Origin of the sequence: Pseudoalteromonas sp. SR44-8 (genome assembly GCF_014163635.1) — a bacterium.
In the GTDB taxonomy this organism is placed as follows: domain Bacteria; phylum Pseudomonadota; class Gammaproteobacteria; order Enterobacterales; family Alteromonadaceae; genus Pseudoalteromonas; species Pseudoalteromonas rhizosphaerae.
This window is the reverse complement of the sequence record NZ_JACJDS010000013.1, coordinates 27,565-41,873: the sequence shown is the minus strand read 5'-3', so window position 1 is coordinate 41,873 and position 14,309 is coordinate 27,565. Positions and strand designations below refer to the sequence as shown.

Annotated in this window: 13 protein-coding genes; 11 read left to right on the top strand and 2 right to left on the bottom strand. The window is 40.4% G+C overall.

Features of this window, described 5'->3' with window-relative positions; genetic code table 11:
* Window positions 1-85: 85 nt before the first annotated feature.
* Both H5183_RS08260 and H5183_RS08255 read right to left on the bottom strand, forming a co-directional pair.
* Entirely contained in the window at window positions 86-2,803 is a 2,718-nt protein-coding gene (locus H5183_RS08260) for a TonB-dependent siderophore receptor (protein WP_182731417.1), read from the bottom strand.
* Window positions 2,804-3,625: 822 nt separating this feature from the next.
* Window positions 3,626-4,048, bottom strand: a complete 423-nt coding sequence (locus H5183_RS08255; RefSeq protein WP_145233516.1) for a hypothetical protein — start codon at window positions 4,046-4,048, stop codon at window positions 3,626-3,628.
* A gap of 338 nt (window positions 4,049-4,386) precedes the next feature.
* Between H5183_RS08255 and ccoN the strand changes: the two genes are divergently transcribed.
* The 11 genes from ccoN (at window position 4,387) to ttcA (ending at window position 14,291) form a co-directional block, all read left to right on the top strand.
* Window positions 4,387-5,820, top strand: coding sequence for a cytochrome-c oxidase, cbb3-type subunit I (gene ccoN, locus H5183_RS08250; protein WP_145233514.1), 1,434 nt, complete (start codon window positions 4,387-4,389; stop codon window positions 5,818-5,820).
* 12 nt (window positions 5,821-5,832) lie between these two features.
* On the top strand, window positions 5,833-6,507 hold the full coding sequence (ccoO, locus tag H5183_RS08245) for a cytochrome-c oxidase, cbb3-type subunit II (RefSeq protein WP_145234075.1): 675 nt from the start codon (window positions 5,833-5,835) through the stop codon (window positions 6,505-6,507).
* Between the two features lie 6 nt (window positions 6,508-6,513).
* Window positions 6,514-6,699 (top strand): cbb3-type cytochrome c oxidase subunit 3, encoded by a 186-nt coding sequence (locus tag H5183_RS08240; protein WP_064667100.1) that lies wholly within the window; start codon window positions 6,514-6,516, stop codon window positions 6,697-6,699.
* Window positions 6,696-7,661, top strand: a complete 966-nt coding sequence (gene ccoP / locus H5183_RS08235) for a cytochrome-c oxidase, cbb3-type subunit III (protein ID WP_145233511.1) — start codon at window positions 6,696-6,698, stop codon at window positions 7,659-7,661. Before H5183_RS08240 ends, ccoP begins: the two co-directional genes overlap by 4 nt.
* Window positions 7,662-7,810: 149 nt before the next feature.
* Window positions 7,811-8,302 carry a FixH family protein gene (locus tag H5183_RS08230; protein ID WP_145233509.1) on the top strand — a complete coding sequence of 164 codons (492 nt, stop codon included), beginning with the start codon at window positions 7,811-7,813 and terminating at the stop codon, window positions 8,300-8,302.
* Window positions 8,303-8,312: 10 nt separating this feature from the next.
* Window positions 8,313-10,688, top strand: coding sequence for a heavy metal translocating P-type ATPase (locus H5183_RS08225; protein WP_182731416.1), 2,376 nt, complete (start codon window positions 8,313-8,315; stop codon window positions 10,686-10,688).
* Window positions 10,685-10,852, top strand: coding sequence for a cbb3-type cytochrome oxidase assembly protein CcoS (ccoS, locus tag H5183_RS08220; RefSeq protein WP_145233504.1), 168 nt, complete (start codon window positions 10,685-10,687; stop codon window positions 10,850-10,852). Before H5183_RS08225 ends, ccoS begins: the two co-directional genes overlap by 4 nt.
* Complete coding sequence (locus H5183_RS08215; protein WP_182731415.1) at window positions 10,845-11,516, top strand: sulfite exporter TauE/SafE family protein; 672 nt, start codon at window positions 10,845-10,847, stop codon at window positions 11,514-11,516. The genes ccoS and H5183_RS08215 overlap by 8 nt, the downstream gene beginning before the upstream one ends.
* 41 nt (window positions 11,517-11,557) lie before the next feature.
* Window positions 11,558-12,292: an FNR family transcription factor gene (locus H5183_RS08210; RefSeq protein WP_145233499.1), complete on the top strand. Its 735-nt coding sequence runs from the start codon at window positions 11,558-11,560 to the stop codon at window positions 12,290-12,292.
* A 92-nt stretch (window positions 12,293-12,384) separates the two neighbouring features.
* Window positions 12,385-13,311 carry a universal stress protein UspE gene (gene uspE / locus H5183_RS08205; RefSeq protein WP_182731414.1) on the top strand — a complete coding sequence of 309 codons (927 nt, stop codon included), beginning with the start codon at window positions 12,385-12,387 and terminating at the stop codon, window positions 13,309-13,311.
* 74 nt (window positions 13,312-13,385) lie between these two features.
* Window positions 13,386-14,291: a tRNA 2-thiocytidine(32) synthetase TtcA gene (gene ttcA, locus H5183_RS08200; RefSeq protein ID WP_145233494.1), complete on the top strand. Its 906-nt coding sequence runs from the start codon at window positions 13,386-13,388 to the stop codon at window positions 14,289-14,291.
* Window positions 14,292-14,309 lie beyond the last annotated feature (18 nt).

Sequence of the window (14,309 nt, the reverse complement as noted above, 5' to 3'; positions counted from 1 at the left end):
ATCTAGTTTACTGCCACACTTTCATTTGTTCAATAAAAAAGGCCTAGTAAACTAGGCCTTCATAAGAATCCAATATTCTTACTAATTAGAATTTAACATTCACACCAGCGAAGAAACGACGACCCAGTACATCGTATGTGTACGGGTCAGTGTTTGAATCATTATTACCTGTGTAGTAAGGAGGTTGCTTATCAAATAAGTTGTTTACACCTGCAGATAATGCAACAGTTTCATTGATCATGTATGAACCACTGATGTCATGGTAGATAACAGTTGGTGTAGACGGCGCATAACACGTGTCTTTACCGATACATGAGTAACTATCCATACCAGAGATGTAACGAGCTTGATACTGTGCATCCCAGTTATCGCCAGCTGCATTTAGTGTAAAGTTAGACTTAAGATCTGCATAGCCACCAATGTTTGAAGTTATTAAACCAGCGTAATCAACAGTATCATCAAGAACAGTTACAACATACTCGTCTAGGTAAGTAGTGTCTAAACCTGCTTTCCAGTTAAGGCCTGCAGCTTCAAAGCTATATGATAAGTTTAAATCTACGCCAGACGTTTCCTCAGCACCAACATTTTGCAGCTGATTGTTGAAACTAATTCGACCTGTGCTATCCATGCCGATATTAGCTGACTGACATAATACAGAATCAGCATTTGCAGTTGTTGCTAAACATTGATCGACAATATATTGCTCGTTAACTGATGCAATCGCATTATCAATCTCAATTTTGTAATAATCAATTGTCATGCTGAAGCCGTCAAACCACTCTGGCTCGAATACGATACCTGCTGTGAAAGTATCCGCTTCTTCAGGAGTAAGTAATGAGTTACCACCTACTGTTACTTCAGCTTGATCTTGTGCACCAGGGAAAGTTACACGTTCAAAAGAAGGTGAATTACCTGAATAAAGCTCAGAAACGGTTGGTGCTCGGAATGCTGTAGATACTACACTACGGAACATTAGTTCGTCATTTGCTTTCCATGTTAAACCTAGCTTCCATGTTTCGTCAGAACCAAATGTGCTGTAATCAAACGCACGGATTGCAGCGCTAAGCTCTACGTTTTGAGCAAATGGTGCATCAGCAAGTAATGGGATTGCAAATTCAACATACGCTTCATTTACGTCAAAGCCGCCAGCGGTTGGTTCAACCATAGGGTCATTTGCAAGGCCTTGCGCTGTTAGTGAATCTGGTGTGTACCATGCTTTCTCTTGACGGTGCTCAACGCCCGCAGCAAAAGCAGCATAACCTGCTGGTAATTCAAACATTTCACCTGATACAGATGCTGAAACTATAAATAACTGACTACCACCATTGTTTACTTCAGTGTAAACATTTTTACGGAAATCTTCAGATGTCCATGCAGCTTGATCAAGCGGGTTAAATGTACCTTCAGTGATTTGTTCTTGGATAGCACCCATATTGTGAAGGTTGGCTGTCTTATCAACAGAATCGTTACGACCGAAGTTAGCTGACACATCCCATGAGTAATCACCTACAAAACCTTCTGCACCAATTACCGCACGAACAGTGTCTACTGACTGTTCGAAATAACGAGGGCCAGTGTCTGACATACGACGCCCATAAGAGATATCATCACCATATGCGTAGTTTAATGTGTCAGTAATATATTTACCGTCTGCATCACGATCTGCAAGACCATCGCCATTGCGGTCAACTTTACCTACATAAGTTTGACCAAGTAATGAATCGCCCATATTTTCATTGTACTTGAAATCAAACCATACTGGCTGTGCAGCCATTTGCTGTTGCGACCAACGTTTTGTGTAGGTAAATTCCGTAAATACACGTGTATCGTTTGAAATTTCATAACTTGCAAGGCCAGTTAAGTTCAAACGCTCCATTGGCGTGTATAAGTAGCTATCTGGCGCAAAGTTATAAAGGTCTGAATCTGTATACGGATGGAGTCCACCAAGGCCGCCTAAACCATCATCGGTTGGGGCAAGACCTGAAGTAACAGGGTTACCATCAGCATCAACTGTTGAACCATCTTCATTTACATCACCAATTACACCACCTTGCCAAATATGGCCACCTGGGCTGTATGGAGAACCACCGTTACAATTTAGACCGTTAGCACCTTCTGCAATAGGACAACTTGAGAAATCACGATCTGATTGCTTTGCTTTACCACGGTCAGTGTACTGCATACCGATAACAATGTTACCTTTATCGAATGAAGAACCAACTGTAAAATCGAATGAACTTTCAGTTGCATCGCCTTCGCCTGTGATTGCCGAGTTGACGTTCATATCAAGGCCTTCGAAATCATCTTTTAGGATGATATTCACAACACCTGCAACCGCATCCGTACCATATACAGCAGATGCACCATCTTTAAGTACTTCTACAGATTTGATCATTGAAACAGGGATCGTGTTTAGGTCAACAGTTGATGCAGCGCCAGTACCTGAGGCAATCATACGACGACCGTTTACAAGTACTAATGTTCTACTAGAACCTAGTCCACGTAAATCAATACGTGCATTACCACCAGAACCATTGTTAACGCCAGGGTTTGTCATTGCACCGCCTGTGGCGGTCATTTTTTGTAATACGCTATCGATGCTTGTGGCACCCATTGCTTTAATATCATCTGCGCCAATTAATGTAACTGGGCTAGCGTTTTCCATATCTGAACGCTTAATGCGAGAGCCCGTAACTTGGATTTTTTCAATTGATTGGGCGCCATCTTCCGCAGCCACTGCTTGCATTGTTGAAAACATAGGGATAGCTGTAACTACAGCTAAACCGATAATAGATTTTTTCATGTGAAACCCTACTTGTTGGAGAAATACCTTGCTCAGGTAGCGCTCGTTTTATTTGAGAATATCGAGTCAGCGAGGGCAACTTAGGCGGACTTAACTGAATGAAATCTGAATGAGCGGTTAATAATTACCTTCGCAATTATTGATAAACCCGCAATAGGTACATTGGTTAATGAATGTTTCATTGTTAACTAGTTAATACACCTTATATTCAAACACTTAAGTGCGAAGAAAAACATTTTAAACATGTATGAAATCAAACTAATGGACTTTGTAATTATATGTAATTAACGTATAAAAATACCTAAATCAGAAAATTTCACAAGTTAATCACATCATTTTATTAAAACTGCAAAACTGACCAACAACTGCTAACCATAGTTATGCAATAATTTTGCGTATTTAAGCTCTATGCAACTTTTTTGATAGCAATATAGTGGGGTTTAGCTTTGTTCATTGCAGCTTAATGTCAAAATAAGGTGGTTTTATGCGCACTCTATAAATTTAACTGAAAAAATAAAAATTCAAGGCGAGACTTAAACTAGAAACCCTGATTTACAAATAGATACTCAACTTAATATTCAGCGTATTATTTCAGTAAATATTGCTTTGAAGTGTTTTGAACCGTTAAAGGATCAATTAAGAAATGGGTCCAGTGCATTGTTAATGCATTAAGTCAGCTAATACTTAGCAAATGAAGGTAACAAAAATAGCGTGTTTGGATAGGCAGAATAAGTGATAACGGACATTTGCAACTCTATGCCCTAAGCTTCGGATAGCAACTTTCTTAACCAACACTCCGATTTAATATGGATTAAACTGATATCAATAAGTCGCATCAAAGTAATAAAATACATGCTTAAGTTGACCCTGTGGATTTTTAACTTCGAGTGTCAATTTCCAGGTCATATTGCGCTCGGAACAAATACCAACCATACTTTGTGCGACTAAAATATCGTCAAGCGGCTCAAACAACACCGGAATATATCCCATATACATAGTGATGCCTTCAAGTTTTGCACTGTGAACTAACAATGAGCTTGGTAACGATAAATTTATCTCAAAAGGCGTTTCTGGCGTTATTTGTTGCTCACTCAACCAAATTTTTACCTGATTATCATACTCGCATAACTGATTTGGCTGACAGCTTGCACCTTGGCGTTGCTCTTCTATACTTAGCGATTGTGGGCCACATGCAATTAACAGGTTCAATACGCTTAAAAACACAACTAAAAGCTTAATTGGCATAATATTCCCTAGATAAAGTAAAGGCTGATACTAATCAGCGCAGTGTTAAAATACAACCACAGAACTAAATTCTTACACAAATGTACAAAAGTGCATCAAAAAATAACCAACTGCATGTGAAAAATTGATTGATGTCATAATTTTATGCAATTGACCTATCTTTTTTAGGCCAAAAATTTTATCATTTCCCCGCAAAAATAAGGGTTTCTCGAGTTTGTTTTCTGAAGCAGTCAAAGCTTTGAGGGTTTTTGATAACATACTTAAGAATAATAGTAGGCCCCACTTTATATAGTGGGTAATTCATTTCTAAACGCATTTATTGCAGCGGAAGCCAGAAAATGAGCCAAACAGTAGCATCACAAACTGAGTACAACTATAAGGTTGTACGCCAATTCGCTATTATGACAGTGATTTGGGGCATCGTTGGCATGAGTATTGGGGTTCTGATTGCTGCCCAATTAGCTTGGCCAGCACTTAACTTTGATACACCATGGTTAACATACTCTCGACTACGTCCGTTACACACGAACGCAGTTATTTTCGCATTTGGTACAAGTGCACTATTCGCGACATCATATTATGTCGTGCAACGTACTTGCCAGACGCGCCTTCTCTCAGACAAATTAGCCGCCTTTACATTCTGGGGTTGGCAGTTAGTTATCGTACTTGCGGTTATCACTCTACCTCTAGGTATAACAAGTTCAAAAGAATATGCTGAGCTTGAGTGGCCAATCGATATCTTAATTGCTGTAGTGTGGGTTACCTATGCGGTTGTGTTTATGGGCACCATAGCTAAGCGTAAAGTATCGCACATTTATGTCGCTAACTGGTTTTATGCTGGCTTTATCATTACTGTTGCAGTGCTTCACATTGTAAATAGTATGGCTGTGCCTGTATCGTTAACTAAATCATACTCAATCTACGCAGGTGCAGTAGATGCGATGGTTCAGTGGTGGTACGGTCATAACGCTGTAGGTTTCTTATTAACGGCTGGTTTCTTAGGTATGATGTATTACTTTGTACCAAAACAAGCAGGTCGTCCAGTTTATTCTTACCGTTTATCTGTTGTTCACTTTTGGGCTTTAGTATCACTTTATATTTGGGCAGGCCCTCACCACTTACACTACACTGCACTTCCTGATTGGACACAGAGTTTAGGTATGGTTATGTCAATCATCTTATTCGTTCCTTCTTGGGGTGGTATGATCAACGGTATCATGACGCTATCTGGCGCATGGCATAAACTACGTACTGATCCAGTACTACGCTTCTTAGTTGTTTCATTGTCTTTCTATGGTATGTCTACCTTTGAAGGCCCGATGATGGCGATCAAGTCTGTAAATGCCCTTTCTCATTACACTGATTGGACTGTTGGTCATGTTCATTCTGGTGCACTTGGTTGGGTTGCGATGATTTCTATCGGTGCTATTTACCACCTTATCCCAGCATTATTTTCTCAAGGTCGTATGTATAGTATTAAACTGGTTAACACACACTTTTGGTTACATACTGTAGGTGTTGTTTTATACATTGTAGCAATGTGGATTTCAGGGGTTATGCAAGGTCTAATGTGGCGCGCAGTAAATGCTGACGGTACATTAATGTACAGCTTTGTGCAGTCACTTCAAGCATCACATCCATTCTATGTTATGCGCTTCCTAGGCGGTGTGTTCATCGTGGTAGGCATGCTGGTTATGGCTTATAACGTTTACCGTACTATTTCTGCGAAGAATGATTCGTTGAAATTAGATGCGCAAGCACAGTTAGCATAACGGAGTGAGATGATGAGCAATAATAATTCACAAAACAAACATGAAATAGTCGAAAAAAATATCGGCCTTATGGCTATCTTGACTGTTTTTGCTATCAGCTTCGGCGCACTAGTAGAGATAACTCCACTGATGTTCCAAGATGATACAACAAAGCCAGTCGATGGTTTACGCCCACTAAACGCGCTTGAAATGGAAGGCCGTGATATCTATGTACGTGAAGGTTGTTATAACTGTCACTCACAAATGATCCGCCCTTTCCGTGACGAAGTTGAACGTTATGGTCACTACTCGGTTGCTGGTGAGTCGGTTTGGGATCACCCATTTCAATGGGGTTCTAAACGAACTGGTCCAGACCTAGCACGTGTGGGCAAACGTTACTCGGATGACTGGCATTATGCTCACTTAGTGAATCCACGTGCTGTGGTTCCTGAGTCAAACATGCCAGGTTTTCCTTGGTTAGCAGAGGATCGCGTTGATACTAGCCTTACTCTGAAAAAGCTTAAAATTTTCCGTGATACATTTGCTATTAATCCACAAAATCCAGCTCACCCTGGTTTAGGATATGGTAGTGATGAAGAACTAATCGCTGACGTTGCTAAAGTTGATGCTATGAATGACGGTAAGGGTGCAACAGAAATGCAAGCCCTCATTGCTTACTTGCAACAACTTGGCACGCACTTGAAGTAATTAATTATGGATTACGGAACATACAGAGGCATTTTAACTCTGGTAATTTTAGTACTATTTATTGTCATTGTTGTGTGGGCATATAGTAAGCGTAGTAAAACACGTTTTAAAGACGCCGCTAATGTCATCTTTGAAGATGAGAAAAAACATAATGATACAATCTCTAACGAGGAAAAGGGGTCTGAGAAATGACTAGCTTTTGGAGTATATGGGTTATTGTATTAACCCTTGCATGCTTATTTATCATTTTTGGATTACTAGTGTGGAATTTAACAAACTACACTGGTGTTAAAGAAGGTGAAAGCTGCGGGCACGAATTTGATGGTATTGAAGAACTAAATAATCCACTACCTAAGTGGTGGACTTACATGTTCTTTGCAACATTTGTATGGTCAGTTTATTACTTAGCAGCATATCCTGGCCTAGGTAACTGGGAAGGTATTGCTAAGTGGAGCAGTTCTAACCAGGGTATAACCTCTTTAGCTGAATCTAAAAAAGCAGTTGAAGAAGCTAAAGCGAATGGCGAATTTGTAAAGCTTGATGCGGAATATCGCGCTGCAGATGAGCGTTTTGGTCCTATTTTTGCGGCTTATGCTCAGCAAGATATTGAAACACTTGTTACTGATGAAAAAGCACTGGAAATTGGTCAGCGTTTATTTGCTCAAAACTGTTCACAGTGTCATGGTTCTGATGCTCGTGGTGGTCAAGGCTTCCCTAACCTAACTGATAAAGATTGGTTATATGGCGGCACGCCAGATAAAATCAAAGAAACACTTTTATATGGTCGTATTGCTGCAATGCCACCTTGGGGTGCTGCATTGGGTGAGCAAGGCGTTAAAGAAATGACTGCTCATGTACTAAGCTTATCAGGTCGTACCGTTAACCAGAAAGATGCAGCAGCAGGCGCAGCTAAGTTTGCAATGTGTGCCGCGTGTCATGGTGCTGATGGTAAAGGTTCAGTTGCACATAACTTACCGTTTGGTGCACCTAACTTAACTGATAACATCTGGCTGTATGGTGGTTCTCAACGTGCTGTTGAAGAAACACTTAATAACGGCCGTGCCGGTGTTATGCCTGCATGGAAAGATATTTTAGGTGAAGAAAAAATCCACCTATTAACTGCATACGTTTATAGTTTATCGCAAGATAAATAATTAAAATGTTAATGGGTTGTTTATATTTTAATGTTTTAATTCAATAGATTAATTAAGATCAAAAAAGCCTCCATCTGGAGGCTTTTTTTTAGTCTTTTCAATTTAAATCCTATAAAATGCCCTTATCGCAAAACAAATTAAGTGTATTTATGACCTCTACTCCTTGGTATAAAAATTTCTGGCCGTGGTTTTTAATCTTTTTTCCGCTAGTTGCCATCATTGGCTGTATTTCCCTCTTTATAACTGCGATCGGCAATGGCCCTGATATGGTGGTTGATGATTACTATAAAAAAGGTAAAGCAATTAATTTAGAATTGAGCAAATTTGATAAAGCCAAAGCGTTATATTTACATGGGGAATTAAACGTCGAAACAGACAAAGTAAGCTTTAAATTCAATAAAGGGGATACCAGTAATATCCATTCTTTAAAGCTATCGTTTTACCACCGTACAATCCAGGCCCATGATTTTAGTACTCATTTAACCCCTAATGCAAATGGTGAATTTACAGCAATTATTGATCCATATAGTGATGGTACTTATACTGTATTTATTGAGCCAATAGACGGTAGTTGGAAGTTAAAAGAAAACATCACTTTGCCAAGTAAGCAAAGTATTACCATAAGTCCTGAATATAAGTAGTAAAGCTATCATGTCTAATAACTGCTTTCATTGCCTTGAAAGTGTACCATCTGGTTTTAGCGCGACTGTTGTTATAGACGCAAGCGCACAACCGATGTGTTGCATTGGCTGTCAAACCGTTGCCGAGACAATTGTTGCTCAAGGTATGACAGATTATTATAAATTCAGAACCGTACGCGCTGGTAAAGTCGAACAGCTAGTACCAGAGCAATTAGCATTTATTAGCAGTTACGATAATCCAGATATTCAAGACGAGTTTATTTCTCAAACCAACGACATCAGTGAAGTGTTATTGACCGTTGAAGGGATCACTTGTGCCGCCTGTGCATGGTTGATTGAAAGGCAGCTGTTAAATATACCCGCAATCAAACGCGTTGACGTAAATACATCAACAAACCGTGCGATGATCCAATGGCATAAAGATCAGACACCACTAAGCGACATTATCAAATCGTTATTAGAAATTGGCTACAAGGCCTACCCGTTTCAAGTCGATATTGAAGCAAGTCAAAAGCAGCTAGTTGCCAAATCGTACATTCGCAGGCTCGGCGTAGCAGGCTTAATGACAATGCAAGTGATGATGTTTGCTTTCGCCATGTACTTTGGCATGTTTTCTGGCATGGAAGAAAGCTTTGAACAGTATTTTCGATGGATCAGCTTAATACTCGCTTCACCGGTTATTTTATACAGTGCTATGCCCTTTTTAACCAATGCAATTAATGGCTTAAAAGCCAAGCAGTTAAACATGGATCTTCCTGTATCCCTGGCTATTTTTGGCGCATATGGCGCAAGTAGTTACGCCACAGTGATGGCCGTGGGCGAAGTGTATTTTGAATCAATTTGTATGTTCACCTTCTTATTATTGCTAGGTAAATATTTAGAGTTTAGGGCTCGACTGAAAGCCAGTGAGTTTACTGCTAACTTACAAAAGTTATTACCACTTACAGCCCGTACTTTGGATGAAAACGGCCACGAACATATTATTGCAGCTAAAAAATTAAAACTCGGTGACCGAGTCTTAATTAAAGCCGGAGAAACAATTCCTGCAGATGGTGTTATTTGCTCTGGCAGCACCACCGTTGATGAAGCAATGATGACAGGTGAGCATTTACCAGTTAGTAAGTACATTGATCATCAAGTTTTTGCCGGTACCGTGAATCATGATGGTGTAATTGAAATCCTTATCAATAAAATTGGTCAAAATACTCTTTTAAACCAAATAATTAAATTGCAGCACAGTGCGCTTGCCACCCGTCCTAAACTGGTGGAAATCACCGACAAAGTGGCACAGTGGTTTGTTGCCTGCTTGCTGGTATTTGCCTCACTTACCGCCATCGGCTGGTATCAAGTTGACCCTGAACATGCCTTTTGGATCACCATTGCGGTCCTTGTTGCAACTTGCCCATGTGCGCTAAGTTTAGCAATTCCAACCGCCTTAACCTGCGCGGTGGCTACCTTAACCCGCAAAGGAATACTCATTAAGCAGTCTCATGTGCTAGAAACACTACCACAATTAACGCGCGTTGCTTTTGATAAAACAGGCACGTTAACACAGGGGCGTTTTAGCCTAGATGCTGTGGACTTATTAGCAAATTCTTTATCTAAAAAACAGATTTTGGCTCTTGCAGCACAACTTGAAAGTTACTCCGAACACCCTATTGCGACTGCATTTAATGAGTTCACACCCACACAGCGCGACTTAACGAATATTAAAATTCATCCTGGCTGTGGCATCACCGGTGAAGATGACAATCATAACTATGCAATTGGTAAAAGTGGTTGGTTCAACAGTAAAAAAAGTAATGCTCAAGCAACGTTCTACATTGATCAACAACCGGTTGCTAATTTTTACTTTGTAGATGAAGTAAAAAGTAATGCGGCAAACTTAATTACCTCTTTACAACAGCAAGGCTTAACCTGCCACATGCTAACTGGGGACGCCTCAAATGCAGGGCAACAAATTGCTAAGAAGCTCAAACTTGATAGCTTTAAAGTAGGCTGTCTACCAGAGGATAAACAAAGCGAAGTGAAGCTGTGGTCAAGCCAAGGTGAAATTGTTGCCATGGTAGGAGATGGTGTCAACGACAGTCCAGTGTTTAATAGCGCGCATTTATCTATCGCAATGGAAACCGGCGCTGATATTTCCAAAAACACCGCCGATGTGGTATTACTCAATAGTGATTTAGCCGCTATAGAGCATTTATTGACGGTATCGAAAAAAACACGCCGAATAATAAAGCAAAATTTAGCGCTTTCATTGCTCTATAATGGTTCAATCTTACCGCTTGCGGCATTAGGCCTAGTTGCACCTTGGATGGCTGTGATTGGGATGTCTGCCAGTTCCATCATTGTGATCAGTAACTCACTAAGGTTATTAAAATTATGAGTATAATTTATATTCTAGTTCCAATTGCTATTTTATTTGTACTGATCGCGATTGGAGTGTTTTTTTGGGCCGTTCGCGGTGAACAATTTTCAGATTTAAACAAACAAGGCCATAGCATTTTGTTTGAAGATGATAAAGAGCAGCACAAAAAAAGTAATGATTGACCCCTTATTTGTCAGCGCTTTTATCATGGGCCTTATTGGCAGCGGACATTGCATAGCAATGTGTGGTGGTATTGCCAGCTCCTTACAATTAGCCACAGATAAAACCCGACCATTGCAGTACTCCATTGCGTATAACATCGGTCGTGCCGGCAGTTATATGCTCGCAGGGGCGCTCGTTGCTGGGATCAGCAGCCATTTTGCCACCCAAAGTCATTGGTTCGCGTTAATTTTAGCGTTTTTAAGTGGCCTGTTTATGATTTTGGTTGGCTTGTATATCATGCGGTTAGGCGCAAGCTTACAATGGCTGGAATCGCTAGGGAAAACCTTGGTGTGGCAGCACTTGGTAAAACTAAATCGTTTTATAATGCCAATCAACTCATTACCTAAAGCAATGGCTTATGGCGCATTATGGGGTTGGTTACCCTGTGGTTTAGTTTATTCAGCGCTAACCTGGGCGATGACCAGCAACACAGCCCTTGATGGCGCTCTAGTCATGCTATTTTTCGCGCTTGGTACGTTTCCCGCGATGTTAAGTATCGGCATGGGCGCACAAGTATTACATAAAGTATTAAATCACCCATGGGCACGAATAGCACTGGGCAGTGTACTTATTTGGTACGGGATTTATTTACTTATCATTGCAACTGACAAGCTGCTGCATTAATCTTAACAAATTAATGTGACAACATTTAATGGACTGAACTAATGGATTTATATCAAAACAAAGCCAAAAATAATTGCACAATCAGCTGCAATGACTGCAGCATAAGTCAACTGTGCTTGCCTTTTACCCTCAATGGGCAAGAAATGGATAAACTTGATGAAATCATTGAGCGTAAAAAACCATTACACAAAGGGGATTTTCTTTTTGAATCAGGAGCGCCACTGAACGCTATTTTTGCTGTTCGTTCTGGTTCATTTAAGTCCTACACCCTTTCAGAGCAAGGTGACGAGCAAATTACTGGCTTTCACCTCGCAGGAGATTTAATCGGCTTTGATGCAATAAATAAAATGGCACACCAAAGCTTTTCTCAAGCGCTCGAAACCTCAATGGTATGCGAAATTCCATTTGAAACACTTGATGATCTAGCGGGTAAATTACCAAAACTACGCCAGCAGATTATGCGCCTGATGAGCAGTGAAATTAACTACGACCAAGAAATGTTTTTGTCACTGAATAAAAAATCAGCCGAAGAGCGCTTAGCTAGTTTTATCTACAACTTGTCAAATCGCTTTGGCGAACGCGGGTTTTCTCGTAAAGAGTTTCGCTTTACCATGACCCGTGGTGAAATTGGTAATTACCTTGGTTTAACCGTTGAAACGATTAGTCGTTTACTGAGTCGTTTTCAAAAAGCTGCTTTAATAAAAGTGGAAGGTAAGTTTATCACTATTCTAGATAGTGATGGGTTATCCGCAGCTGCAGCAATCCACCCAAAATAAACTTGATCTAGCGCAACTAGTTGTTAGCTGTTACTTTAACTACTCACGTTATACGTTACACTCTAGCTATAAAGTAGTTAAAGGAGCAGCTTATGAACACCATCAAACAAATACTCGCCATTATTGATCCAACCGCTGAGTCTCAGCATGGTTTATCTCGCTCTATCGAATTAGCCAAAAAGTCCGGTGCCAGTATCACCGCTTTTATGAGCATTTATGATTTTTCCTATGAGATGACGACCATGCTCTCTGGCGATGAGCGCGAGGCAATGCGCAATGCCGTCGTTAAAGACCGTCAGTTATGGCTGGATGAAATTTTGCAACACTACCCAGACGTCGATATTAACAGCCAAGTGGTTTGGCATAATCGCACTTATGAAGCGATCATCGATACGGTAATAGACCAACAGTTTGATTTGGTTGTAAAAGGAACTCACCAGCACGATACACTTAAGTCAGTAATTTTTACTCCAACCGATTGGCATTTAATTCGTAAATGCCCAGCCCCGGTATTATTGGTAAAAGAGCACGCTTGGCCTTCGCAGGGTAATATTTTAGCTGCTGTTAACGCTGTAAGTGAAAACCAACAGCACCTTGATTTAAACCATCGTATTATTCAAGATGCGCAGTTTTTATGTGAACTGGCTAACGCAAGCCTTAGTATCGTTAACGCCTATCCTGCGACACCGGTAAACATTGCAATTGAAATCCCTGAGTTTAACCCCAGTATTTATAACGAATCGGTAAAAAAACACCATATAGAATCGACCCATGAGTTAGCAGCTAGTCATCAAATCGCCCAGCAAAACTGTGTCATAGAAGAAGGTTTACCAGAGGACGTGATCCCTGATGTAGCAAAGCGCCTTAATAGTGAATTAGTGGTGATTGGTACGGTTGGCCGCACTGGATTAAGTGCAGCCTTAGTAGGTAACACCGCAGAGCATGTCATTGACAGCCTTGATTGTGACGTATTAGCCTTAAAACCCGACGGCTATGTGAGCCCGCTGGCAAAAGATTAAATAAATTTTGTTGATTGAAACTTTAGGCATATAATACGCCCCTTTATTTTACCCATAGTTCTAAAGGGGGCGTAATGTCGCATTCTGTTCAAGCCAAAGCTCAACATAGCTTATCTAAGTTACAAAAACGCTTACGTCGTCAAACCGGTCAAGCGGTGATGGACTTCAATATGATTGAAGAAGGCGACCGTATCATGGTGTGCCTCTCTGGTGGAAAAGACAGTTATACTCTACTTGACATGCTGCAGCATTTACAGCGTGTTGCACCTATTAAATTTGATTTGTTTGTTGTTAACCTTGATCAAAAGCAACCAGGCTTTCCTGAACATGTATTGCCAGCATATTTAGACACTCAGAATATTGAATACAAAATTGTTGAAGAAGACACCTACAGTATAGTGACTGATATTATTCCTGAAGGTAAAACAACCTGTTCGCTATGCTCACGCTTACGTCGCGGTATTTTATATCGTACCGCAAATGAAATGGGGGCCACTAAAATCGCCTTAGGTCATCATCGCGACGATATGATCGAAACCCTATTCTTAAATATGTTTTATGGTGGCAAACTGAAAAGCATGCCAGCTAAATTAATGAGCGATAACGGCGAGCACATGGTAATTCGTCCATTAGCCTACTGTAAAGAAACAGATATTGAACAATATGCTATCAGCCAAGCATACCCTATTATTCCATGTAATCTGTGTGGCTCACAAGAAAATCTGCAACGCAAACATACCAAAGCAATGCTTGCACAGTGGGATATTGAGCACCCTGGTCGTATTGAGAGTATTTTTACTGCAATGCAAAATGTTGTGCCTTCGCATCTAGCAGATAATGAGTTATTTGATTTCACCAACTTAAAAACCGGTGAAGTAATTGATGGCGGCGATATTGCGCTTGATAAACCAGACATACCAAAACAACCTGTACTTAACGATGATGAAACAGCTGATGTTGTGACAATTAATTTAAGTTAACAAATTAACTTAAAGAAT